The organism is Rhodococcus sp. 27YEA15 (genome assembly GCF_049739425.1).
Classification (GTDB): Bacteria; Actinomycetota; Actinomycetes; order Mycobacteriales; family Mycobacteriaceae; genus Rhodococcus_F.
In genome coordinates this window covers 3,837,162-3,861,346 of sequence record NZ_JBMHHW010000001.1, presented here as the reverse complement: position 1 = coordinate 3,861,346, position 24,185 = coordinate 3,837,162, and the positions used below count along the sequence as shown (strand labels likewise).

The 24,185-nt window shown below is 65.1% G+C and carries 25 protein-coding genes and 1 riboswitch; of the genes, 16 read left to right on the top strand and 9 right to left on the bottom strand.

What is annotated here, in order from left to right:
* Nucleotides 1–58 precede the first annotated feature (58 nt).
* The 3 genes from pta to ABH922_RS17965 are packed head-to-tail and all read left to right on the top strand — an operon-like array spanning nt 59 to nt 3,777.
* The gene (pta, locus tag ABH922_RS17975) at nt 59–2,143 is read left to right on the top strand and encodes a phosphate acetyltransferase (protein ID WP_424808204.1); all 2,085 of its coding nucleotides are present in this window, start codon (nt 59–61) and stop codon (nt 2,141–2,143) included.
* Nucleotides 2,140–3,348, top strand: a complete 1,209-nt coding sequence (locus ABH922_RS17970) for an acetate kinase (protein ID WP_424808203.1) — start codon at nt 2,140–2,142, stop codon at nt 3,346–3,348. The genes pta and ABH922_RS17970 overlap by 4 nt, the downstream gene beginning before the upstream one ends.
* A gap of 45 nt (nt 3,349–3,393) precedes the next feature.
* Nucleotides 3,394–3,777 carry a 6-carboxytetrahydropterin synthase gene (locus ABH922_RS17965; RefSeq protein ID WP_424808202.1) on the top strand — a complete coding sequence of 128 codons (384 nt, stop codon included), beginning with the start codon at nt 3,394–3,396 and terminating at the stop codon, nt 3,775–3,777.
* Nucleotides 3,778–3,871: 94 nt separating this feature from the next.
* On the opposite strand, the gene ABH922_RS17960 is transcribed toward ABH922_RS17965, so the two are convergent.
* Genes ABH922_RS17960 through ABH922_RS17950 form a run of 3 tightly spaced genes read right to left on the bottom strand, consistent with a single transcriptional unit; the run spans nt 3,872 to nt 8,596 of the window.
* A complete protein-coding gene (locus ABH922_RS17960) occupies nt 3,872–6,283 on the bottom strand; it encodes a tetratricopeptide repeat protein (protein ID WP_424808201.1) in 2,412 nt (803 codons plus the stop codon).
* A 7-nt stretch (nt 6,284–6,290) separates the two neighbouring features.
* Nucleotides 6,291–7,259, bottom strand: a complete 969-nt coding sequence (locus ABH922_RS17955; protein ID WP_424808200.1) for a glutamate ABC transporter substrate-binding protein — start codon at nt 7,257–7,259, stop codon at nt 6,291–6,293.
* Nucleotides 7,256–8,596, bottom strand: a complete 1,341-nt coding sequence (locus ABH922_RS17950; RefSeq protein WP_424808199.1) for a hypothetical protein — start codon at nt 8,594–8,596, stop codon at nt 7,256–7,258. Before ABH922_RS17950 ends, ABH922_RS17955 begins: the two co-directional genes overlap by 4 nt.
* Before the next feature lie 139 nt (nt 8,597–8,735).
* Between ABH922_RS17950 and ABH922_RS17945 the strand changes: the two genes are divergently transcribed.
* Entirely contained in the window at nt 8,736–9,335 is a 600-nt protein-coding gene (locus ABH922_RS17945; protein WP_424808198.1) for an NUDIX hydrolase, read from the top strand.
* Between the two features lie 116 nt (nt 9,336–9,451).
* Here ABH922_RS17945 and ABH922_RS17940 read toward each other — a convergent pair whose 3' ends face one another.
* Complete coding sequence (locus ABH922_RS17940; protein WP_424808197.1) at nt 9,452–9,598, bottom strand: hypothetical protein; 147 nt, start codon at nt 9,596–9,598, stop codon at nt 9,452–9,454.
* 192 nt (nt 9,599–9,790) lie between these two features.
* Nucleotides 9,791–10,498: a thiamine phosphate synthase gene (gene thiE, locus ABH922_RS17935; RefSeq protein WP_424808196.1), complete on the bottom strand. Its 708-nt coding sequence runs from the start codon at nt 10,496–10,498 to the stop codon at nt 9,791–9,793.
* Nucleotides 10,499–10,524: 26 nt separating this feature from the next.
* Nucleotides 10,525–10,668: riboswitch (TPP riboswitch) on the top strand.
* On the opposite strand from thiE, the gene thiO reads away from it, so the two are divergent.
* The 7 genes from thiO (at nt 10,666) to ABH922_RS17900 (ending at nt 17,154) form a co-directional block, all read left to right on the top strand.
* Nucleotides 10,666–11,784 (top strand): glycine oxidase ThiO, encoded by a 1,119-nt coding sequence (thiO, locus tag ABH922_RS17930; RefSeq protein WP_424808195.1) that lies wholly within the window; start codon nt 10,666–10,668, stop codon nt 11,782–11,784. It overlaps the preceding riboswitch by 3 nt.
* The gene (thiS, locus tag ABH922_RS17925; protein WP_424808194.1) at nt 11,784–11,999 is read left to right on the top strand and encodes a sulfur carrier protein ThiS; all 216 of its coding nucleotides are present in this window, start codon (nt 11,784–11,786) and stop codon (nt 11,997–11,999) included. Before thiO ends, thiS begins: the two co-directional genes overlap by 1 nt.
* Nucleotides 11,992–12,744 carry a thiazole synthase gene (locus tag ABH922_RS17920; RefSeq protein WP_424808193.1) on the top strand — a complete coding sequence of 251 codons (753 nt, stop codon included), beginning with the start codon at nt 11,992–11,994 and terminating at the stop codon, nt 12,742–12,744. Before thiS ends, ABH922_RS17920 begins: the two co-directional genes overlap by 8 nt.
* A 160-nt stretch (nt 12,745–12,904) precedes the next feature.
* A complete protein-coding gene (locus ABH922_RS17915) occupies nt 12,905–13,858 on the top strand; it encodes an ABC transporter ATP-binding protein (RefSeq protein WP_424806688.1) in 954 nt (317 codons plus the stop codon).
* The gene (locus ABH922_RS17910) at nt 13,858–14,661 is read left to right on the top strand and encodes an ABC transporter permease (protein WP_424808192.1); all 804 of its coding nucleotides are present in this window, start codon (nt 13,858–13,860) and stop codon (nt 14,659–14,661) included. Before ABH922_RS17915 ends, ABH922_RS17910 begins: the two co-directional genes overlap by 1 nt.
* An 86-nt stretch (nt 14,662–14,747) precedes the next feature.
* On the top strand, nt 14,748–16,220 hold the full coding sequence (locus tag ABH922_RS17905) for a M28 family peptidase (protein ID WP_424808191.1): 1,473 nt from the start codon (nt 14,748–14,750) through the stop codon (nt 16,218–16,220).
* 73 nt (nt 16,221–16,293) lie between these two features.
* Nucleotides 16,294–17,154, top strand: coding sequence for an adenylate/guanylate cyclase domain-containing protein (locus ABH922_RS17900; RefSeq protein ID WP_424808190.1), 861 nt, complete (start codon nt 16,294–16,296; stop codon nt 17,152–17,154).
* Here the strand turns inward: ABH922_RS17900 and thiD are convergent.
* A complete protein-coding gene (thiD, locus tag ABH922_RS17895; RefSeq protein WP_424808189.1) occupies nt 17,151–17,993 on the bottom strand; it encodes a bifunctional hydroxymethylpyrimidine kinase/phosphomethylpyrimidine kinase in 843 nt (280 codons plus the stop codon). The two genes, ABH922_RS17900 and thiD, sit on opposite strands and share 4 nt — an antisense overlap.
* 193 nt (nt 17,994–18,186) lie before the next feature.
* Here thiD and ABH922_RS17890 point away from each other — a divergent pair, with 193 nt between their 5' ends.
* Nucleotides 18,187–18,591 (top strand): GNAT family N-acetyltransferase, encoded by a 405-nt coding sequence (locus tag ABH922_RS17890; RefSeq protein WP_424808188.1) that lies wholly within the window; start codon nt 18,187–18,189, stop codon nt 18,589–18,591.
* A gap of 6 nt (nt 18,592–18,597) precedes the next feature.
* Here the strand turns inward: ABH922_RS17890 and ABH922_RS17885 are convergent, their stop codons facing one another.
* From ABH922_RS17885 to ABH922_RS17875, 3 genes are read right to left on the bottom strand one after another with little or no spacing between them, the layout of a single operon-like run.
* Complete coding sequence (locus ABH922_RS17885) at nt 18,598–19,401, bottom strand: exodeoxyribonuclease III (RefSeq protein WP_424808187.1); 804 nt, start codon at nt 19,399–19,401, stop codon at nt 18,598–18,600.
* Nucleotides 19,402–19,417: 16 nt separating this feature from the next.
* Nucleotides 19,418–20,362, bottom strand: coding sequence for an N-acetylglutamate synthase, CG3035 family (locus tag ABH922_RS17880; RefSeq protein WP_424809710.1), 945 nt, complete (start codon nt 20,360–20,362; stop codon nt 19,418–19,420).
* Nucleotides 20,363–20,384: 22 nt separating this feature from the next.
* Nucleotides 20,385–20,981: a peptide deformylase gene (locus tag ABH922_RS17875; protein WP_424808186.1), complete on the bottom strand. Its 597-nt coding sequence runs from the start codon at nt 20,979–20,981 to the stop codon at nt 20,385–20,387.
* Nucleotides 20,982–21,193: 212 nt separating this feature from the next.
* Between ABH922_RS17875 and ABH922_RS17870 the strand changes: the two genes are divergently transcribed.
* The 4 genes from ABH922_RS17870 to ABH922_RS17855 all read left to right on the top strand — a co-directional run bounded on the left by ABH922_RS17870 (nt 21,194) and on the right by ABH922_RS17855 (nt 24,166).
* A complete protein-coding gene (locus ABH922_RS17870) occupies nt 21,194–21,532 on the top strand; it encodes a DUF3263 domain-containing protein (protein WP_424808185.1) in 339 nt (112 codons plus the stop codon).
* A 43-nt stretch (nt 21,533–21,575) separates the two neighbouring features.
* Entirely contained in the window at nt 21,576–22,169 is a 594-nt protein-coding gene (locus ABH922_RS17865; protein WP_424808184.1) for a LytR C-terminal domain-containing protein, read from the top strand.
* Between the two features lie 93 nt (nt 22,170–22,262).
* Nucleotides 22,263–22,964 (top strand): superoxide dismutase[Cu-Zn], encoded by a 702-nt coding sequence (gene sodC / locus ABH922_RS17860; RefSeq protein WP_424808183.1) that lies wholly within the window; start codon nt 22,263–22,265, stop codon nt 22,962–22,964.
* A gap of 77 nt (nt 22,965–23,041) precedes the next feature.
* Nucleotides 23,042–24,166, top strand: a complete 1,125-nt coding sequence (locus ABH922_RS17855) for a glutamate--cysteine ligase (protein ID WP_424808182.1) — start codon at nt 23,042–23,044, stop codon at nt 24,164–24,166.
* Nucleotides 24,167–24,185: the final 19 nt, after the last annotated feature.

The following is a 24,185-nucleotide window of genomic DNA, read 5'->3' as shown; positions in this document are numbered from 1 at the left end:
GTGTGGGTCGGCCGACACCGTGCTCTCGTGACGCGGTGCTCCCACTAGGGTGGGTGGCATGTCGTCAGCGCCGAGTCCCGTATCGAGTGTGTACATCGCCTCAGCTGAAGGCGACACCGGAAAATCCACCATTGCGTTGGGTGTGCTTCAGATGCTGTGCGCGGGCGTCGCCAGGGTCGGCGTGTTTCGCCCGATCGCCAGATCCACCCAGGAAACCGACTACATACTCGAGCTTCTCCTCGAACACACCACCGCCGATCTGACGTACGCCGACGCTCTGGGCGTGACGTACGAGCAGGTACACGCAGACCCGGAGGCGGCGCTCGCCGACATCGTCGCCCGATACCACGTCGTCGCCGAGCAGTGCGACGCCGTCGTGATCATCGGTAGCGACTACACCGACGTCGCCAGCCCCAGCGAACTGAGCTTCAACGCCCGGATCGCCGTGAACCTGGGGGCGCCGGTACTGCTGGCCGTTCGAGGTTCCGGACGTACCGTCGACGAGGTGGCGCAGCTTGCCCACCTGTGCGCCGCCGAACTGGCGACCAATCACGCGCACCTACTGGCCGTCGTGGCCAACAGGTGCGATCCGGACAAGCTGGACGAGGTAACCGCAGCCCTGTCCGACATCGGTGTTCCGACATGGAGTCTGCCGGAGATTCCGCTACTGGTTTCACCCACGATGGCCGAATTGATGGAAGCAACCGGCGGCGAATTGTATTCCGGCGACCCGGAACTGCTGCACCGCGAAGCGCTCAAGGTGATGGTGGGCGGCATGACCGCCGAACACATTCTCGAGCGGCTCGTCGACGGCATGGTCGTCATCGCACCGGGTGATCGCTCGGACGTCCTGCTCGCCTTGCTGAATGCGCATGAGGCCGAAGGATTCCCGTCACTGGCGGGCATCATCATGAACGGCGGTATCACCCCGCACCCCGCGATCGCGGCATTGATGGCCGGCCTCAAGCAACGGTTGCCGCTGTTGACCACGACGCTCGGAACCTACGAGACCGCCAGTGCCGCAGCCCGAACCCGCGGCCGCGTTGCCGTCGGCTCACAGCGCAAGGTCGACACCGCATTGAGCCTGATGGAACAGCACGTCGACCCGAAGGTGCTACTGGAGCGGTTGGCGGTGCCGATCCCCTCGGTGGTGACGCCACAGATGTTCGAGTACAAGCTCATCGACCGAGCGCGGGCCGACCGCAAGCACATCGTGCTCCCCGAAGGCGACGACGATCGGATCCTGCGGGCCGCAGGCCGATTACTGCAGCGTCAGGTCGCTGATCTGACAATTCTCGGCGACGAGACCAGCGTGCGCCGACGCGCCACCGAACTGGGCGTTGACATCAGCGGCGCCCAGGTGCTCGCGCCGGCCGAGTCCGAGTACACCGAGAAATTCGCTCAGGAATACGCGACGCTGCGGGCACACAAGGGCATGACCGTCGAACGAGCCCGCGAGGTGATCGCCGACATCTCGTACTTCGGAACAATGATGGTGCACTTGGGAATTGCCGACGGAATGGTCTCCGGGGCGGCCCACACCACCGCGCACACCATTCGGCCGTCGTTCGAGATCATCAAGACAGCGCCCGGCGTCTCCACGGTGTCGAGCATCTTCCTCATGTGTCTGGCAGACCGAGTGCTGGCGTACGGCGACTGCGCCGTGGTTCCCGATCCGACGTCGGAGCAGTTGGCGGACATCGCCATCTCCTCGGCGCAGACCGCCGCACAGTTCGGGATCGACCCCCGCGTCGCGATGCTCTCGTACTCCACCGGCGATTCCGGTACCGGTGCCGATGTCGACAAGGTGCGAACCGCTACCGCACTGGTACGCGAGCGTGAGCCGGACCTGTTGGTGGAAGGTCCTATTCAGTACGACGCAGCCGTGGAACAGAGCGTCGCGGACAAGAAGCTTCCCGACTCGCAAGTGGCAGGCAAGGCAACGGTGTTCGTCTTCCCTGACCTCAACACCGGAAACAACACCTACAAGGCAGTGCAGCGCAGCGCCGGGGCCATCGCCGTCGGCCCGGTGCTGCAAGGATTGAACAAGCCGGTCAACGACCTCTCGCGCGGTGCGCTGGTCCAGGACATCGTCAACACCGTGGCCATCACGGCAATTCAGGCACAGGGAGCGCAGTCGTGAGCGACGGAACCGTATTGGTCATCAACTCCGGCTCGTCGTCCATCAAATTCGAACTGGTACATCCCGATACGGCAGAATCGGTGGCGCACGGACTCGTCGAGCGCATCGGCGAACCGGACGGGCATATCGTCTACAACCACCGGACCGGCACCGAGGACCGCACCGGGCCCATCGCCGATCACCGCACCGGACTCGAGCAGGTACTTGCGATCGTCGCGCAAGTGGGCCGGCCGCTGCGCGAAGCCGGCATCATCGCCGTCGGACACCGGGTAGTGCACGGCGGAGACGTCTTCTTCGAACCGACCCTGATCGACGACGCGGTGCTGGCCGCTATCTCCGATCTCGCCGCTCTTGCGCCGCTGCACAATCCGGCCAACGTCATCGGTATCGAGGTGGCCCGCGAAGCACTGCCGGACGTGCCGCACGTCGCCGTGTTCGACACGGCGTTCTTCCACACCCTCCCCGCCGCAGCGGCCACGTACGCCATCGACCGTGAGGTGGCGAAAGAGAACAGGATTCGCCGCTACGGCTTCCACGGGACCTCCCACGAATACGTGTCCGGCCGCGTCGCCGCGTTCCTCGGCAAGGACCCGGCCGAGCTGAACCAGATAGTGCTGCACCTCGGAAACGGCGCCTCCGCGTCGGCCGTCAAGGGCGGCAAGGCAATCGACACCACCATGGGCCTGACGCCCCTCGAGGGCCTCGTCATGGGGACCCGCAGCGGTGACGTCGACCCGGGCATCGTGCTGCACCTCTCCCGTAGCGCCGGGATGAGCGTCGATCAGATCGACGATCTACTCAACCGCCGTTCCGGACTCAAGGGGCTCTCCGGTGTCAACGACTTCCGCGAACTACTTGCCTTGATCGGCACGGGCGACGCGGACGCGCAACTCGCGTACGACGTGTACGTGCACCGGCTACGCAAGTACATCGGCGCCTACCTCGTGGCACTGGGCGGCGTGGACGCCATCACCTTCACCGGCGGCGTGGGGGAGAACAACGTGGACGTCCGACGCGACAGCCTCGCCGGCCTGGGGCGCCTGGGTATCGAGGTCGACGCCGGCCTCAACGAGGCGAAAAGCAGGGGGGAACGCCGCATCTCGGCCGCATCCTCCGGCGTCGAGGTGCTGGTGATTCCGACCAACGAGGAGCTGGCCATCGCCCGCGCGGCAAAAACCGTCGCCTCTGCTGTACGCCTTTGTTAACCGCCGGCGGTTAACAAAGGCGCACAGCAGGATAAGGTGATCGGCGTGTTCACCGTAGAGAGTCGCCGTACCTTCGTTGCCAGGCAAGGGCTCCCGTCGCCGGTGCGAGCGGAGAAGAACCTGCCGGTTCTGACTCCGACCGGCGAGTTCCGGGTCACTCTACGAGTGGGGTTTTCGTTCGAGGACGACCAGCTCGGCGAGAAGGGGTGGTTCGTCGACACCGATGCGCTCGACGACGCGGTCGATCGATGCGTCGGAAAGCTGTCGAACGAGCCGTGGACTACGATCTTCACCTTCCGCCCGTCGTTCGAAAACGTCGCAAGATGGGCCTTCGAGGATCTCACTGCCGAGATTCCGCAGCTGACCTACGTCGAGCTGGACAACGAGAGCATCGGCGTCGCAACGAGGTATCTGTCGAGGAACGGTTGAGGACCGTTCGGCCGTCCGCCACCGATGTCGAGGTGTGGACGTCCCGTCCTGGGCAGGTGTGGGTGGCGGTGGCGTGTGGGGGATCAGGGATGGATCAGAACCGGCTTCGCGGACGGACCTGGTTCGCCAAATCCACCAGAGTGTAGCGGTGCGAGCGTGATTCGGTAGCCCGGGCCAAGGCTCGCAGGCAGGCTTCCACGCCGCCGCGCAGTCCGTTCTCGGTGAACGGCAGATCGAGGATCGGTTCCGATTCGGTATGCGAGGTGTTACCGGCGATCACCCAGTCCAGGGCGGCTCCGAGCATGACGGTACGCAATTGCAACGCCCGGCCTTCGTCGGCAGGCAGCGCCCGTACTCGCCGTGCCGCCTCGCGCAGCGTCGATTCGTCCAGGCCGGCCGGCGGTGCGACGGACAGTAGAACGAGCACGGCCGTCATACGGGCGACATTGTGATGACGCGAACTGGTCGGTACCTCGTCGAGCGCGGCCACCGCTGCCCTCGTCTCGCCTCGATCTGCCAGCCGGCGGGCCAGCCCGAACGCAGCGCTCACGAAATTGTGATCGGTGTTCCACACGGTTCGGTAGTACTTCTCGGCGAAGCTGCGCCACTGCGCCGGATCATCGCTTTCCCAATGCTGGAGAACCAGTTCTGCCGTCGCGGCCAGTGCCAGCTTCGGCGCCGTCTCGCCGGGCAGCGCCGTCAGCACTGATTCGAAGTGGGTGAACGCTTCTTCGAACCGTCCCAGCTGCAACGCCGCGAGACCCCGGTACCACGTGATCTTCCACGAGGTGCCGACAAGTGGTGCAGCATCGTCGAGAACGGCCAACGCAGTGTCCGGGTCGTCGAGGTCGAGGTGGACCTGTGCCTCGGCCAGCCGCACCTCGCTCGAGAATGCGGTACCGTGCTCGCTTGCGGTCCGGTCGATCCCGTTCTCCCGCGCGTGACGCAGGGCGTCCAAGGTCTGCGAGGGCTCGCTGTGCACGGCAGCAGCCAACAACAATGCACTCGGATCGGACGGATCCACCAACAAAGCCGGCAATGCCTGCACGACGTCGCGCGGGGTCAATTCCGCTGCCTTGGTTCGGCCGTCGAGATACACGTCGGTCTGCGCGGCGAGTTCGTCGGTTCCGAAAGAGGTGCGCTGCCTGCTGAACACCAGCGAAAGACCAGGATTCTCCTGACCGCTACGTTGGGCCAGGATCTCGCGCAACACCCCGGTGAGTTGGCCTGCCAACTCCTCGGCAGAGCCGAATCGCTGTTGTGGATCCGGATCGGTGGCACGCAAGAGCAGACGGTGGAAGAACTCGTGATCACGCAGTACCTGCTCGTCGGCCGGGTCCGGTAGTCCATCGAGGTACCGCCCGTGTTTCGACGGCATCTCCAACGTGAGGACTGCGAGAGTCCTTCCCACCGTGTAGATGTCGGAAGCCACCGTCGGTCCGGTCTCGATGATCTCGGGGGCCTGGTATCCGGCGGTACCGTACAGATAGCCGTAATCCTCGATACCGGACACGGCGCCCAGGTCGATCAGTTTCAACTGATCCTCGGTCACCATGACGTTTTCCGGTTTGAGATCGTTGTACACCAGGCCGGTCGAGTGCAGATACCCCAGGGCCGGAAGGATTTCCAAGACGTACCCGATGGCTTGGTCGACCGGCATGTGCCGGGCATCGGTACAGGTGGCCAGCACCTCTCGCAACGAGCGCCCGCCCACGTACTCCATCACGATGTAGCCCATGGCGGTGCCGTCCGGACGCGGATGCTCGACGAAATTGAAGATCTTGACGATGCTCGGGTGTGCGACCTCGGCCAGGAACTGGCGTTCGGCCACCGCGACAGCCTGCGCTTCCGAGTCACCGAAATGCAGCAGTCCCTTCAGTACCACCCACCTGTCGCTGACGTTGCGATCGATGGCCAGATAGATCCAACCGAGCCCGCCGTGCGCGAGAGGTCCTTGTACCTCGTACTGTCCGGCCACCAACTCGCCGGTGTCGAGAAGCGGTCGGAAGTCGAACGTGGAACCACACTTCGGGCACACACCGCTCTGACGGGCCGTCGACGTCGCGCTCTTGCGTCCTACCGGTTCGCCGCATTTCCAGCAGAAGCGTTTGCGTTCGGGAACTACGGCGTCGGTCATCACGGCGCTCGCCGGATCCACCTGCGGAACCGGCGGTACCTCGACCAGGCCGCCGCCGATCCGCAGTCTTCGGTCCGATCGAGAACGCCGCGAGCGGGTGGAGCGACCGGTAGGCGACGAGCCGGTGGACGGAGCGCTCTCGCGTCGACGCGCCGACGTCCGCTCGGGGCGTTCCCCGGCACGAGTGGCATCGTCGAGGTCCCCGCGTAGTGCTGCCGAGGTCGCCTCCGGATCGCCGCGTAGTGCTGCCGAGGTCGCCTCCGGATCGCCGCGTACTGCTGCCGAGGTGGCGTCGGGATCGGGACGGGAAGAGGCTTGCGTCGCTTCCGAATCCGCTGCCGCGGAAGGTCTGGGGGTCGTCTCGTTCACAGTCGCCTCAATCTCGGTAGACCGCAGGCGGCGGAACAGGGGCCGGGCCGAGGACGGCCAGCCTACGGTCGTAGATCCGGGTCCACGTGCCGTCGGCCCGGATTCGGTCGAGCGTTCCGTTGACGAACCGCACCAGATCCGTGTCTGCTTTGTTGATTCCGATTCCGTACGGTTCGGTGCCCAGCGCACCACCGACCATCTCGAGGTACGGATCCTGCGACGCCAATCCCGCGAGAATCGAATCGTCGGTGCTGATCGCGTCGACCTGACCTTGCTGCAACACGACCAGGCAGTCCGACCACATCGGCACGGCGACGACGGTGGCCCGTGGCTGCAGGTCCTGGATGCGGGCCAGCGAGGTGGTACCCCGCGCAACGCACACGCGCTTGTCGGCGACGTCGTCGATTCCCCGGATACCGGAGGTGCGCAGCACCAGTATCTTCTGCCGGGCCGCGAAGTACTCGGTGGAGAACTCCACCTTCTCGCGACGTTCGCACGTAATGGTCATCGTCTTGACCACGATGTCCACCGTCGAGTCCATCAACGCCTGAATACGGTCGTCGGAGGTGAGGATTCGGTACTCGATACGCTCGGGATCGCCGAGGAGATCTCGAGCCACTTCTCGGGCGATGTCGACGTCGAACCCTTCGAGTCGCCCGGTCACGGGATCTCGGAAACTCATCAGATTGCTTCCGGTGTCGAGCCCGACGATCAGCCTGCCGCGGGCACGAATCCGGTCGACGGCCGGGCCGGCGTGGTCGCGCGCGGGTCGTAGGCTCGCCGTCGGGTCACCGCAGTTCTGGGCCGGGGTCGGCAGCGCAGGCGGCGCGATCGTCGCCCCGGCCGGCATCGGAGGTTGCGTGTACACGGCGGAAGGGGGCACCGAGGAATCCTGAACCGACTGAGTTCCGCAGGCCGTCACGAGTACGGCGGACGCCATCGTGGCCGCGAACAGAGTGCACCGGGATCGGATCATCGGTACTCCCGCAGACGTGGCCAGAATCCGATCAGAATTCCGGCCACGCCCAGGGCTGTCAGTGCCGTGGTGCCGGGGGCGGAAAGCGCGAACACCTTGGCTGCATGTGCGATGTTGGACCGCAACGAGTCTCGTGTGTCGATCATCGCCTGAGTCAGCTCTCGATCGAGGGCACCGTAGGCGGCAGCCGAATCCTCGGGCCCAGGCCCGGTCGCGATGTCCGAAGCGCCGGTGTAGTCCCCGATCCCGAGTCGCTCCGACATCCGGGAGTGTGCGCTCACCCAGGTCTGGCGGGCGTCCAGGGCGCGGGAGAGCACACCGGGATCCACCTCCGCTCGATCGTGCTCGGCCAGACCTGCCAACACGGACTCGACAGTGCGAACTTCGCCTGCGAAGGTGTCATTTCGTACGGCAGCGGCGTCCCGGCGAGCAAGCGCCAACGTCTCCACCGTCCGAGCCTGCTGCGCGGCGATGCGGGCGGTGGTCAGCTGGTGCAACGGATATGCACTCGACTCCAAGGCTCGTCCGGTGGACACCGCCGACACCACGCCGACCACGACGATCCAGACCAATGCTGCCGCAACGGCGATCGACGCGAGGACGAGCCCGCCGTTGAACGTACGACGACTTCGGCGGGCCAGATGCCACTGCGTCAGTACCAGCGCGGTCAGTACCACGACGAACGCCGCTATCGGCCACCACGGCGGAGTTTGCGAGTCTTGTTGGACCTTGGTGACCGCCGTCGCCCGCTCGGCGTGCAGCTGCTGCGCGACCGGAAGGATCGAGGTCTGCATCAGATTCGACGCTTCACTCAAATAGGCTGAACCGACCGGGTTACCGATTCGATTGTTCGCCCGGGCCGTTTCTATCAAACCCGTGTAGACGGACAACTGCGTCGAGATACTCGACAGCTCGAGATGCCCGGTGGTGTCCGAAGGATCGAGGCCGGCGGAGGCGCTGACGACGTCGGCCGACGCCTCGCCGATGGACTGGGTGTACCGGGCACGTACGTCTGCATGCTCGAGTCCACCGGAAATGAATGCCGTCGCAGCGGCCGCGTCGGCCACCGACAGCGCCCCGTAGAGCGTCTGGGACGAATTGGCGAGCGGTTCGGTTTCCGTCAGTAAGAGCGAGAGGCGGGATTCGCGACGCTCGATGGTGGCAGCGGCAAGCAGACCGGCCGCCACCGTGATCACCACCAACACCAGGCCGAGCAGGGTCAGTCGTCCGGGGGTGGACGCGAAGAACGAGCGCAGTTCCCGCTGAAACCGTGGTCGAAGTGAATCGTCAGGGGGTCTACCGGCAGGTTCGACGGATGTGACGACGAGGTCGAGCATCGAACACCTCGTTTCACCGTCGGTGGCAGAGAAAAAGAATCAGAGAATCTTCGCGAGCATATAAGGATCGCGTGAGACTCGAGCCGATTGCACGCGTTAGTGTGTGACAACGGTCAGAGCGGGCGGAGCGAGGTAGTCGATGCGTGGTGACGGTGACGGTTGGTCGATCGGACCGGACGGTACACGGCATTGGGGGCGCCACGGCGCTGCCGGTTTACTTCTGAGAGCCCCGGACTCCGACGGGTCGCCGATGGTGTTGCTGCAGCATCGAGCGGCATGGAGCCATCAGGGCGGAACCTGGGCGCTGCCCGGTGGAGCACGGGATTCGCACGAGAGCACAACACACGCAGCGGTGCGGGAGGCCCACGAAGAGGCCGGGATCGACGAGGGAGCAGTCGAGGTACGCGGTGAGGTGATCACGATGCGCGCAGAAAGTGGATGGACGTACACGACAGTTGTCGCCGACGCCTCGCATCCGCTCGTTACCGTCGCCAACGGTGAGAGCACCGAATTGCGGTGGGTACGGGAAGCGGAGGTCGATACGTTGCCGTTGCACCCCGGATTCGGATCGTCCTGGCCGCAGTTACGAACGTCGGCGGTCGGATCAGGTCCGGCTCACCCGCATACCGTGGTGTTGGCGGACGGCCGATTCGGCTGGTGGCCGGGCAATGCCGGGTCAGATGTCGCGAGCGGACACCTGCGCGCAGGGTGTTCGGAGACGGGTTCCGGCAGTCGGTAGACGACGGGTCTGTTCGCGCAGACGAGAAGGGGCCGAACTCCCACGGGAATTCGGCCCCTTCTCGTCTGGCTTCGTGAGCTCGACGAGATCAGCTCAGCGATGTGATCTCGACGAGATCAGCTCAGCGATGTCAGTGCGGTGATGAAGCTGACTGCGGTGATGCCGAGCTTGAGCAGCTGGCCGATCTGGTCGAGGTTCTTGCTGTCGAGAGATCCGCTGTCGAGCGATCCGCCGCCGAGAGATCCGCTGCCGAGAGATGCCATGTGAACTCCTAAAAGGTCGTTTAATAACTGGGGAGAAACTACCTGAGCAATTCGCCGGAAGCATCCCTTAAATCACCAGTGTGACCAAAATCACTAGTTTCGGAATGTTTGCTGGATCGTCGCGTGAACGCAGGGGAAACTGCGATCGACATCACGGAAAATGTCGAAACCGGGCCATCAGAATGCCGAACGTTAACTGTTGGCGGCGTTAGCTTCGAGCGCTTGAACCATACGCCGCGCCGCCGCCTGCGGATCCGGAGCGTCGGTGAGAGCCCGAACCACCACAATTCTGGTTGCACCGTTTTCGAGTAGTTCCGGCAGACGTTCCTCGTCGATACCGCCGATGGCGAACCACGGGCGAGGCGGCGCCGCCTCGGCAGTGGACCGAACAAGATCCAGACCCGACGCCTTCCGGTTCGGCTTGGTCGGAGTGGCCCACACCGGTCCGGTGCAGAAGTAGTCGACGCCTTCCTCGATCGCGGCCAGGCTCGCCTGGGCCCGGCTGCTGGTGGACCGACCGATGACGACGTCCTCGCCGACCACGGTGCGGGCATAGGGGACCGGGATGTCGTTCTGGCCGAGATGGAGAACATCGGCGCCGGACGCCATCGCGAGGTCCGCACGGTCGTTGACGGCGAGAAGAGCCCCGTGCCGACGAGCCGCCGCCGCCAACACGCCGAGTGCGATCAGCTCGTCCTTCGCTTCGAGCGGGCCGAACTCCCGCTCACCGGCCGAGCCCTTGTCACGCAATTGAATGATGTCGACGCCCCCGGACAGCGCGGCCTCCGCGAACTGCGCGAGGTCACCTCGCTCACGCCGAGCATCGGTGCACAGGTACAGCTGCGCTGCTGCCAGGCGCTGCCGCCGGTCGATGATGTCACTGGGATGTGTGGGGTGCACGGAGCAAACGGTAGCCTCTAGGGCGCAAGGTTCAACACGGGAGTCCCGAAAACCGGTAACCGCTTTGTCGCGATAGCCGGGAGCGTGGGGCTGAGAGGGGATCGCGAGAGATCCCGACCGTCAGACCTGACCCGGATCATGCCGGCGCAGGAAGTGGAGGAAGTTACGTGATCACACAGTCTCGGACGGTGTCGGTGGTCGGCGGCGGAGTCATCGGCCTCGCGGTCGCCTGGCGCGCGGCTCGCGATGGTTGGGTTGTCCGGTTGTACGACCCCGCACTGGGATCCGGCGCCTCCTGGGTGGCCGGCGGAATGCTTGCGCCGCTCTCGGAAGGGTGGCCGGGTGAGGAAACTGCGTTGGCCGTCGGAGCGGCCTCTCTGCAACGCTGGCCCGATTTCGGAGCCGAACTGGAGAAGTTCGGGCAATCGGTCTTCACCGCCGACAGTTCGTTGACCGTCGCCCTCGACGCCGCCGACGCGCAGGATCTGCAGACCATCGCCGAATGGGTGAGCGCCCAAGGCCACGAACTGGAAGTTGTCGGGCGCGCCCGAATCCGGGAATTGGAGCCGATGCTCGGGCCACGGATTCGCTCGGGCCTGCTGGCCGTCGGGGAATCGGCGGTTGACAACAGGCGACTGCTCACCGCGCTGCAGGACGCCTGCGTCGCCGAGGGAGTCGAGCTGATCGGACGGCCTGTCCATGATCTCGACGAGCTCGACACCGACCAGATCGTCCTGACCGCCGGGATCGCGTCCGCGAAACTGTGGCCGGGACTACCCGTCCGGCCCGTCAAAGGCGAAATCCTGCGACTACGCGCGCGGGCATCGGTCACACCCGCGCCCAGTCGCACCATCCGGGGCAGCGTCCACGGGCGCCCGGCGTACCTCGTGCCGCGCGCCGACGGAATCGTCGTCGGCGCAACACAGTACGAATCCGGTGAGGACATCCAGGTCACCGTCGCCGGTGTTCGCGACTTGATCAACGACGCCGAAGCGCTCATGCCCGCCATCGGTGAATACGAGCTGTACGAGTGCAACGCCGGACTCCGGCCGATGACGCCGGACAACCTACCGCTCATCGGACGGCTGTCCGACCGCGTCGTCGCCGCCACCGGCCACGGACGCAACGGTGTCCTGCTCACTCCGATCACCGCGGACGCCACAGTTGCTCTGCTCAACGGAACGAATCTGACCGAAGTCGAGGGAACGGAACCGCAGAGATTTGCCGACATACCGAATCGCCGTGATTGGCGAACACCGAAGTCTAGAACAAGTGAGGAATTGTAATGAGTGAGCAGATCCCGATCGGGATCACCGTCAACGGCGAAGACCTCGAGTTTCCGCAGGCCGTAACGGTGTCGGACCTTCTGGTGCACCTGTCCCTGCCCACGAAGGGCATCGCGGTGGCCATCGACGGAGCGCTGTTCCCCCGCGGCCGTTGGAGCGAGTCCGTCGAGCGTGGCGCGAACATCGAAATCCTCACGGCGGTGCAGGGTGGCTGAACACGACTTGTTGACCATCGCCGGCCGAACCTTCGGCTCACGCCTGATCACCGGGACCGGCGGGGCGGCCAACCTCGCGGTCCTCGAAGAGGCATTGGTCGCGTCCGGAACCGAACTGACGACGGTGGCCATGCGACGCGTCGACGCCGCCGGCGGTACCGGCGTGCTCGACCTGCTTCGCGCACTCGGCATCGAACCGTTGCCGAACACCGCTGGTTGTCGCGGCTCCGCAGAAGCAGTGCTGACCGCCCAGCTCGCCCGCGAGGCACTCGAGACCGATTGGGTCAAACTCGAAGTGATCGCCGACGAGCGGACCTTGTTGCCGGACGCGATCGAACTGGTCAAGGCTGCCGAGCTGTTGGTGGACGACGGTTTCACCGTGCTGCCGTACACCACCGACGATCCGGTGCTCGCACGTCGACTCGAGGATGTCGGCTGCGCCGCCGTGATGCCCCTCGGCTCGCCCATCGGCACCGGGCTCGGTATCGCCAACCCGCACAACATCGAGATGATCGTCGAACGCGCCGGGGTCCCGGTGATCCTCGACGCCGGAATCGGAACGGCCAGTGACGCGACTTTGGCGATGGAGCTCGGTTGCGACGCCGTCCTGCTCGCCACCGCAGTCACCCGAGCCAAGGAACCGGCGCTGATGGCGTCGGCGATGCGGCACGCCGTCGTCGCCGGGTACGAAGCGCGCCGGGCTGGTCGAATCCCGCGTCGATTCTGGGCGCAGGCCTCGTCGTAGCCTCCCTTCCGGATAGGACATCGGGCTCGGACCCGGTTTCGCTGCGGGGCTCCGCCCCGGTTTCGCTGCGGGGCTCCGCCCCGGTGTCCTACCTGAGTACCACCTCGAACTAGACCTGCGGCGGATGTGGGGAGCGCAAACGTAGGGCAAACTTCTCCTCATGATTGAACTGAGGGGATTGACCAAGGCATACGGGCCCACCAAAGCGGTGGACGATCTGACGTTCACGGTCAAGTCGGGGGTGGTGACCGGGTTCCTCGGACCCAACGGCGCCGGCAAGTCCACCACGATGCGCATGATCTTGGGCTTGGACCGCCCCACGGCCGGGCAGGCGCTGGTAGACGGCAAACCGTACCGCGAACTCAAAGACCCGCTACGGACCGTCGGCGCACTGCTCGACGCGAAGTGGGTGCACCCGAACCGCAGTGCGCGGGCCCACCTGCAGTGGATGGCGGCATCGAACTCGATTCCCAAGTCCCGCGTCGACGAGGTCCTCGGGCTGGTCGGGTTGTCCGAGGTCGCGGGCAAGAAAGCGGGCGGATTCTCCCTCGGGATGTCGCAGCGACTCGGCTTGGCCGGGGCGCTGCTGGGGGATCCGAAGATTTTGTTGTTCGACGAGCCGGTCAACGGTCTCGACCCCGAGGGCATCGTCTGGATCCGTAAGTTCATGCAGCGCTTGGCGTCCGAGGGGCGCACGGTGTTGGTGTCCTCGCACCTGCTCACCGAGATGGCGCTCACGGCGGAGAATCTGGTGGTCATCGGTCGGGGCCGGTTGATCTCCGATTCCTCGGTCCAGGAATTCGTGGATCGCTCCTCGGAGTCCACGGTGCGTGTTCGTAGCCCGCAACTGGATGCACTGCGCAGTGTGTTGACCTCGCAGGGGCTCACGGTCCGGGAGGACGGTACCGGCGCGGCGCCGGCATTGGTGGTGGTCGATTCCACCACCGACGTGATCGGTGGTCTGGCCGGATCGAACGGGATCATGTTGTACGAGTTGGCTTCTCATCAGGGCTCACTCGAGGATGCCTTCATGAAACTCACCGGTGACGATGTCCAGTACCAGGCGACCGGAGTCGACGGCGCACAGAACAATTCCATGGGAGGTGCACTGTAATGGCTGTCCTCAGTGCTGAAAGAATCAAGATCACCACCACCAAGTCACCCCTGTGGTGCACGGTCATCATCATCGTCCTCGCACTCGGTCTGGCTGCTGTCGTCGGTTTGTCGTCCAAGTCGTCGTTGACGCGCTACAACAACGACATCGCAGCCGGTAGCAAGCCGGACTTCACGCCTACCCTCCCGACACTGTCGGACGCTGCCAGCGGTATCTCGGGATTCGGCATCCTGGTCTTGATGATCATGGCCGCCCTCGCGGTGACCAGCGAATACCGCTTCGGCATCATCCGCACCACTTTCCAGGCCGTCCCCAACCGCGGATCGGTCCTGGCAGCCAAGGCGCTGCTGATCGGCGTGTTCGGCGCCGTTCTGACCCTCGTCTTGACCTTCGGCGCGTACGCGCTCACCAAAGCGACAGCCGGCGACGCCGGAACGGCGCTGTCCCTGTCGACGAGCAGCGACTGGCGTGCGGTCTACGGCGTCCCGATCTACGCCCTCCTGTGCGTGATCCTCGCCGTCGGGGTCGGAGCGCTGCTGCGTCAGTCGGCCGGAGCCATCGCCCTGCTGCTCCTGTGGCCGCTGCTCATCGAGAATCTCTTCAACCTGTTCGGCAGCGTGGGCGAGAAGATCATGCCGTTCCTGCCCTTCATGAACGCGAATCACTTTCTCAGCGACAGCCCGACCACCTCGAGCAGCGTCAACTTCCACTGGGGCCCCTGGGGAAGTCTGATCTACTTCGCGGTTTTCGTCTTGGTGATCTTCGGGGCAAGTGTGGCCGTTGTGAACCGACGCGACGCATAGACCCCGCTCAGCGGTAGCCCGGAGGGGCGGGTGCGAATTCGATTCGCACCCGCCCCTCCGGCTGTTTCGATCGTTACGCTCGGCGCATGAGATTGCGTGTGGTGGCGGCTGTGACGGTGACCGGCATCCTGACTCTCGCCAGTTGCACGGCAACGCAAGACGGCGTCGACGTACTGAATCCGTCGGATTTCGCCGACACCGTCACCGTCGACGCGGTGACCGGCCACCTCGAGGAACTCGAGCGGATCGCCGATGAGCACGGTGGCAATCGAGCTGTCGGAACCGTCGGATACGACGCGAGTGTCGACTACGTCGTCGATGTGCTCACGGACCGAGGATTCGACGTCAGTGCCCCCGAATTCGAGATCGGCAGTTTCGACACGGAGGTGGAGTCGTTGCGCGGTGGGGACGGCCGATCTGTCCCCGTGCACGCGTTGACGAATTCCGTGTCGACGGGACCGGAGGGTATCGATGCTCCGGTGATGGCGCTACCGAAGGACGCGTCCCTCGGTTGCGCCGCGACCGATTACGACGGTACCGATGCGGCAGGCGCGATAGTGCTGGTGAACCGTGGACAGTGTCGGTTCGGGGAGAAGGAGTCGATCGCAGCCGATCGTGGGGCGGCGGCCTTGATCGTCGTCGACCCGTCGGGGGGAACGATCACCGACGGGACTGTCGGCGAGCCGGGTGCATCGCGGATACCGACCGGGTCGGTGACCGGAGACGACGCGAGAGCGCTGGCCGCAAGCGATGCACCCGCCAGGTTGGTTCTGGCCACTCACACGCAAGTTCGGCACTCGCGCAACGTCGTAGCCCAGACCAGAACCGGTTCCACCGGCGACGTGGTGGTCGTGGGTGCTCATCTCGACAGTGTGGACTCAGGGCCGGGGATCAACGACAACGGCACCGGAGTCGCAGCGATACTGGAAACGGCTCTCCGGCTGGGTGGATCACCGAACGTCGAGAATGCCGTTCGGTTCGCGTTCTGGGGTGGCGAGGAAGAAGGACTGCTGGGTTCGGCGGCGTACGTCGAGAACCTGACCGACTCGGAGCGGGCCGATATCGCGCTCTATCTGAACTTCGACATGCTCGGCTCGCCCAACGCCGGTTATCTCGTGTACGACGGTGACGATTCGGACGACGAAGGTGAGGGGCCGGGCCCCGACGGGTCGGACGGTATCGAGCGGACGTTCACCGAGTTCTTCGCCGATCGTGGAATCGAGGTCGAAGGTACCGATTTCGACGGGCGTTCGGACTACGGGCCGTTCATCGGCAGCGGGATTCCGGCCGGCGGAGTGTTCAGCGGTGCCGACGAGCGCAAGACACGGGCCCAGGCCCAGAAGTGGGGTGGAGACGCCGATCGGATGATGGATCCGAACTACCACACCGCTCGTGACATCCTCGCGAACGTCGATCGAGAAGCGCTCGCGGTCAACGCCATTGCCGTCGCATATGCGGTGGCCGTCTACGCGAACTCCGTCGAGGGGGTCAACGGAGTTCCGGTCGGCACAGCGCGGACGACGGCGCGAGCCGAGATGTCTGCTTCACCGCCGCGTTGACCGACCGATCCGGAGCCCGTCCGGTGTGAAGTAGACCAGGGCATTGTCTGTTACCTCGAGTTACCCTCGGGTAATGGCTGATCAATCCCCGAGTGAAGCGGAAACCGGCAATCCGGTCACCGCCGCATCGGGAACCGCGCGTTCGGCGCTTGACGTGGCACTTTCTGCGATTGCCGAGCTGAACCGCCGGCATCAACTGGTCGATGCCGTGCGGAAATTGCGGAAGATACTGCCCGGTGACCCGGCCTTCGGTGACCCGCTCTCCCTGGCCGGTTCCGGCGGCGCGCGCGCCGTGGCCCGGGTGGCCGACCGGTTCTTCGATCAGCAACCGGCGGCGACCCGAGAAGTCGGTCTGGGCGCGCTGCAGGTCTGGCAAGCGGCGCTCGAACGGCTCGGTCGTGGTCGCGGCGATCACGAGCTCACCGTCGTCTTCACCGATCTGGTCGGATTCTCCACCTGGTCTCTGCACGCCGGCGACAGCGCCACCCTCACACTGCTGCGAGCCGTCGCGCAGGCCGTCGAAACGCCTATCACCGACAACGGTGGCCATGTCGTCAAACGTATGGGCGACGGGCTGATGGCTGTGTTCGACGACCCCGACGCCGCCGTGCGAGCCGTGTTCGCCGCCCAGGACGCGCTGGCCGGTATCGAACTCGACGGCTACCTGCCCCGAATGCGAGTGGGACTGCACACCGGTACACCGCGCCGCATCGGCGACGACTGGCTCGGTGTCGACGTCACCATCGCGGCCCGCATGATGGGTCTTGGCGGTGACGGCAACGTGATGATGTCCGCGACCACGCTCGCACTGCTGGACGCGGACACCCTCGACGAACTCGATTTGACCATCAGGCCGTGGCGGCGGGGATTCTTCGCCACCACTCCCAACGGTGTACCCACCGATCTCGGAATCTGGCGGGTGCGCCGAAACTAGACCGTCAGGCGCCAGAGTGGAGACACCGGGCCGTGGCCCGCACCGAGATCGTAGGCAGCTTCGAGGCATTTGGTAACCCATTCCTTGCCGAACGCCACCGCGTCCGGGACCGAACGGCCGTGCGCCAGGGCGCAGGTGATCGCCGCAGCAAGGGTGTCGCCGCCGCCGTGATCGTTACCGGTGTCGATGCGTGCACTGGTGAACTCGAGGAATCGATCGCCGTCGAAAAGCAGGTCGGTGGAGACGTCCGACGTCCGCAGATGCCCGCCTTTGACGATCGACCACTGCGCGCCCAGAGCATGCAGGGCCTCGGCAGCGACGCGCGCGGACTTTTCGTCGACGACGTCGATCCCGGTGATCAGACGAATCTCGTCCAGATTGGGTGTCACCACGGTCGCGGCCGGAATCAACGTGTGACGCACCGCGTCGAGGGCCTCCTCGTGCAGGAGCGGATCGCCGTGCATCGACGCGCACACCGGATCCACCACCAGGGGGATCGCCCGATCTCGGCCTATTCCCACCTCGGCCGCTACTGCTGCCACTGCCTCGATGATCTGCGTCGATGCCAGCATTCCGGTCTTGGCTGCACCGATCCCGATGTCGGAGACCACGACTCGAACCTGGTCTGCCACGATCTGCGGTGGTACTTCGTGGAATCCGCTCACACCCACCGAATTCTGGACCGTCACCGCGGCAACGGCAACGCACGCGTGCACACCGCACATCGCCATCGTGCGGGAGTCGGCCTGGATCCCGGCGCCGCCGCCGGAATCGGTTCCGGCGATGGTGAGCGCACGAATCGGGGTTTGGCCGGCGGGGGTCAGGGGCAGCAGATTCACAGGTTCGAGCCTACCGATCGGACCTGTGCAAACCGCAGGTCGGTCCGTGGTGGCGACAGGCCGCACACACTCGCTGTTCGAATGCTGTCGGAACCGGGACCATGGGCACGTTTCCATTGCGATCCGGACGATTCCGATGCGACAATTAGCTGAATCCGGGACAGCGTCGTCGACAGCTGATTTTATATGTGGCATGGATCACAGTCTCGGAGAGCGCGTCGGCGCCTCGATCGTCGACCGTACGACGGAGGTCGCAATCGTGAACGACACCCCCAACGCAAGTTTCCCTGCCGGAGCAATACTGGTGGACAACCCGTCCCACGACCGCTTCGAACTTTCCGCCGAAGGCGACCTGGTCGGGATCCTCGGATACCGAGACGAGAAACAGGACTTCGGGGCCGCCGACACCGACGTCGTCGCCTACCTGCACACCGTCGTGAAAGAGGAATACGGCGGACAAGGCATGGCCGCCGTGCTCGTCACCTACGCGATGGACTGCGCCCGCGAGCGCCACTGGTCGGTGCGGCCCGTCTGTACCTACGTCCAGCAATACCTGGGTAAGCACCCGGAATACATGGACCTGCTCGTCGAGGACTGAGGAGAGTCAGTCGGCCAGCGTGGCGATCACCGGTGCGTGATCGCTGGCGCCCTTGCCCTTTCGCTCGTCACGGTCGATCTCGGCAGCGCTCACGCGGGCCGTCAACGCCGGTGAGCCGAGGATGAAATCGATACGCATTCCCTGCTTCTTCGGGAAGCGGAGCTGGGTGTAGTCCCAATAGGTGTACACGCCGGGCCCTGGCGTGAACTCCCGACCGACGTCGGTGAAACCGACATCGGAGAAGGCGTGGAAAGCCTCTCGCTCCGGCGCCGACGTGTGGGTCTTGCCCTCGAAGAACGCGGTATCCCACACGTCGTCGTCCGTGGGAGCGACATTCCAGTCCCCGACCAGGGCGATCTGGGCCTGCGGATCACGCTCGAGCCACCCACGCGCGTCGTCGCGCAGTTTCGCCAACCAGTCCAGTTTGTAGGTGTAATGCGGATCCTCGAGCTCGCGGCCGTTGGGGACGTACAGGCTCCACACTCGGACACCGCCGCACGTCGCGCCGATCGCGCGGGCCTCCCGGATCTGCTCCGCCTCGGGGTCCTTGTCGAATCCCGGCTGATCCTCGAACCCGGCCTGTACGTCCTCGAGGCCGACCCGGGACGCTATCGCGACGCCGTTCCACTGACTCAATCCGACGTGAGCGACCTCGTAGCCGATCTCCTGGAAACGCTCGTACGGAAACTGTGCGTCCTTGCACTTGGTTTCCTGCATCGCCAGCACGTCTACGTCGGAACGCGACAGCCAGTCGACGATCCGGTCGGTACGGGCACGGACTGAGTTCACGTTCCAGGTAGCGATGCGCACGACGGCCAGCCTAGCGTCAGCCTCCGACAGGATCGGTGGCATACCGGTACCGATGATGCTCGACGAAGCCGAGCTCGCGCCAGAGCGCACGGGCGCCGTCGTTGTCGTCGATCACCTGAACGTAGGCATGGGTTGCCCCGTGCAGGCGGCCCCAGGCAAGAAGGTCGCCGCCGATCAGTGAACCGATGCCACGTCTGCGGTGCTCGGCCGCGACGGCTATCGCCGACAACCCGACCCAGTGCCGGGAATCCGGGCTCACGGTGACCGCCGCCCGGCCGATGGCCAAGCTCGTCTGATCGTTGCCGATACGTCCGAAGCCGAGATCGCCTGCGCCCGCGCGGAGCACCGATTCGACGTGACCGCCCGCATCGGCGCCGTACATGGCGAGCCACCGCGGGTCGGGTGACGGCGCCACCGTGGCCGTCGGCGGACCGATCGGCAAGGTCAGGTTCTCGAGATCGGCTGCCATGACCACGGTTTCCCGTTCGGTCACCCAGCCGGGCGGTACCGTCGCCAGTCGATCCGGCAGCGCCAGTACGGTCCGTAGTCCGCGATCGGCGTACCACTGCCTGATCGCGTCCAGTACGTCTGCGCCGGTTCCGGCAACCGCGCCCGGGCCGCCAAGGGGGAGCGCCGAATTCGCGCGGGAACTGATCCCGTGCCCGGCGCGGAGGTACCAACCGTCGATCCACTCCTGATCGACGCCGGGCCATGCCTGAGCGGCCGCCGATTCGAGATTTCGAATCTCGCCGATCCGAATCGGCCGCGCGCCTATCGTTTTCATCGCGACGACCTGCCCGACGGACACCTGGATCAACCTGCCGTCGTTACCGCGAACGGCGATCGGGTCGAGGGATTCGAGCACACCGATGACGTCGGTCACCGGATGCGTGTAGCCGGGCGGAAGTTTGTACCTCACCACCACCCGGCTGCCGATCGGAATATCGCCGTTCAGTGCGATAACTCAGCCCTCGTTACGATTGTCAGTCTTCGTCGTGGTCGTCGTGGCCGAACGGATCGTCGACGGTGCCCGGGGTCCAGGACAGGCCCGGCTTTCCCCAGCCGGACCGTTTGATCGCCTTCTTCGCCGCGCGCGCGTTCCGGCCCACCAGAACGTCCGTGTAGAGGAAGCCGTCCAGATGTCCGGTCTCGTGTTGGAGCATCCGCGCGAAGAAGCCCGTACCTTCGATGACGACGGGGTTTCCGTCCGCATCGGTGCCGGTGACCTTGGCCCAGGTGGCCCGACCGGTGGGGAACTGCTCACCGGGAACCGAGAGGCATCCTTCGAAGTCGTCTTCGGGGTCGGGCATCGACTGTGGGATTTCGGAGGTTTCGAGAACGGGATTGACGATCGCCCCGCGACGTCGCGGCGTGGTCCGGTCTTCGCCGGGGCAGTCGTAGACGAACAGTCGTAGTGGGACGCCTACCTGATTCGCGGCGAGACCGACGCCGTTGGCGGCGTCCATGGTCTCGTACATGTCGGCGATGAGTTCGGCGAGTTCGGCGGGTGTCTTCGACACCGGCTCCGTCGGATTGTGCAACACCGGGTCGCCGACGATTCGGATGGGGAGGATTGCCATGCGGACAAGGATAGTGCGGCGCGCCTGCGCTCTTGTCACGACCCGGACACACGATCGTGGTTCAATGGTCGACGAAGAACAGTGATGTGATTCGATGCTCGTTCAGGTCGGGGGACCGGATACGTGTAGGGGTGACCGGGGGCTCGCATGGCCGAGTATCGATCAGGGCAGACGAATCTCGCTGACGCCGAGCACAGCAGTCGAGGAGTGACATGGACGGCGCAATCGCGCGTGGTCGAAACCTGCCCGAAAGTTCCGGGACGGACACGTCGGCAGGAATCCACGAAGTCGGCGAGGACGGTCTGACTCGTCGTGAACACGACATCCTTTCCTTCGAGCGCCAATGGTGGAAGTACGCCGGAGCCAAGGAAGAAGCAATCAAGGAGTTGTTCGACATGTCGGCGACTCGCTACTACCAGGTCCTCAACACCTTGGTCGATCGTCCTGAATCATTGGCCGCCGATCCCATGCTGGTCAAGCGCCTTCGGCGACTGCGGGCGAGTAGGCAGAAGGCCAGAGCCGCCCGCCGCCTCGGCTTCGACGTCACCTGATCGGTTGACCGGCGTTGTCTCGGATGGGCGATAAGGTCGACACGTGAGCACCCCGAAAGAGCAGCCGTCCGGACCTCCACTTCGCGCGATCGCCATGGTCTTGATCGCGCTCGCCATCGTCTTCCTCGGCTTGGGGGCTGCGTCCCTCGGCGGGTCGGACTCGAGTGAGACGACAGCTGCCGAGTCGACGACGACGGAAACCACGTTGCAGACGACGACGGTTGCCCGCGCGACCACGACGCCGCCCCCCGCCCCGCCTGCCCCGCCGGTCGATGCCACGCCAGAGCCCTCGGTAACCGTGGAGCCCGCCGTACCGGTGACGACGTCCACCCAGGCGCCGACCGCCCCGGCCGTCGATCCGTCGGCGGTGAGTGTTCGGGTGCTCAACAACAGCACCATCTCCGGTCTGGCGGCCGGGACAGCGGCCGAGTTGACCGCATCGGGATGGAATGTCGCCGAGACCGGTAACTACAGCGAGGGCACGGTAAGCTCGACCACAGTGTTCTACGGGACGTCAGCGGGAGAAAAGGAAGCCGCGGAGAAAATCGCAGCCGAGCTCGGTGTCAGCGCGCAACCTCGCTTCGAGGGGATCGTCGGTGCCACTCCCGGGGTGATCGTGATCGTCACCTCCAATTGACGACGGCGCGAACGGTGTGACCCGTCGGTATCAGCTACTACGCACGCCGTTATGATCAGATGCACTTCCTCGCCACCCCAAAGGAGCGGTTCGATGGCCCCCAGCAGCACCCGGCGTATGTCCTGGCGCGTCGTTGCCCCAGTTGTAGCTCTCGCCGCCTTCGGCCTGAGCGCCTGCAGCAACAGCGAAGAGCCCAGCAATGTTCCCGGTACGACCCCGGCCGTGTGGACGGGCTCCGCCGACCCGGGCTCGCACGGCAGTTCCGGACACGGATCCGCCGCCGGCTCCGGATCGTCGTCGGCCGGAGCCGCAGCAACCGCGACGCTCAACGGTGCCGACGGTGCCAAGGTGGGTACCGTGACGTTCACGCAGGAAAACGGCGACGTCAAGATCGCGGTCGACGCCAAGGGCCTGACTCCTGGTTTCCACGGATTCCACGTTCACCAGATCGCCAAGTGCGAGGCCAATTCGGTAGCGCCCAGTGGCGGCGAGCCCGGCAACTTCCTCTCCGCAGGCGGACACTTCCAGGCCGACGGTCACACCGGACACCCGGCGAGCGGTGACCTGACCTCGTTGCAGGTGCTCGAGAACGGCACGGCCACGCTCGTGACCACCACGGACGCTTTCACCGTCGCGGATCTGCTGGCCGACGGTGGTACGTCGATCATGGTGCACGCCGGTGCGGACAACTTCGGCAACATCCCGACGCGCTACGCGCCGGCCCCCGATCAGCAGACCCTCGACACCGGTGACGCCGGCGCTCGTGTGGCCTGCGGAGTCGTCGCCTCGAGCTGAGTTGTCGATCACCTTCCACAGCTACCACGCAGTTCCAATCCCGATGTTCCGAGCAACACTGTGATTGGATTCTCTGCGTGGTAGTTCCATTTCCAGGTTCGCCGCGCCCGACACTGGGCGTGGAATGGGAGATCGCTCTGGTCGATCGCACGAGCAGAGATCTCTCCAACACAGCAGCCGAGGTGTTTTCGGCGGTCGAGGAGCTCGCGGGCTCGGAAACGCCGCACATCACCAAGGAACTACTGCGAAACACCGTCGAACTCGTCACCGGGGTGCATGCCACGGTCGGCGAGGCGATGTGCGACCTCGACCGGTCGCTGCATCTGTTGCGTCGAGCAGCGCAACCCTTGGGCGTCGATCTCATCAGTGCGGGCACCCACCCGTTCGCGCAGTGGTCGACGCAGTTGGTCACCCGCACCCCCGATTACGACGAGCTGATCGAGCGCACCCAGTGGTGGGGGCGTCAGATGCTGATCTGGGGAGTCCACGTCCACGTCGGTGTCTCGTCCGCCGACCGGGTGTTCCCCATCATCAACGCGCTTCTGCAGCGCTATCCGCACCTGCTGGCGCTGTCGGCGTCCTCACCGATGTGGGCGGGTGTGGACACCGGTTACGCGTCCAACCGGGCGTTGATGTTCCAGCAACTGCCCACCGCCGGGTTGCCGTATCAGTTCGAGACGTGGGCCCAGTACGAGTCGTTCATCGACGATCAGATGAAGACCGGGGTGATCACGAAGGTCGGCGGGATGCACTGGGACATCCGCCCCGCCCCGAAGTGGGGAACCATCGAGATACGTGTCTTCGACGGCGTGTCGACGCGAGCCGAACTGGGTGCGCTCGTTGCCCTCGTGCACTGCCTTGTCGTCGATCTCGATCGGCGCTTGAGCGCCGGGGAGACGCTGCCGAACATGCAGCCGTGGCACGTCAAGGAAAACAAGTGGCGGGCCGCACGGTACGGACTCGACGCCGAGATCATCCTGGACTCCGACGCCAACGAGCGTCTCGTGACCGACGACTTGGAGCGTTTACTCGAGGATCTGACGCCGATCGCGGTTGCCATGGGCTGTGTCGACGAGCTCGCGTCGGTGGCGGACATTCCCCGTCGCGGTGCGTCCTATCAGCGTCAGCGGCGTGTCGCGGCGGCGTCCGGTGGTGACCTGATTTCGGTGGTCGATTCGTTGGTTGCCGAGTTGGGAACCTGAGAAAACCTCTCGAGTGCGG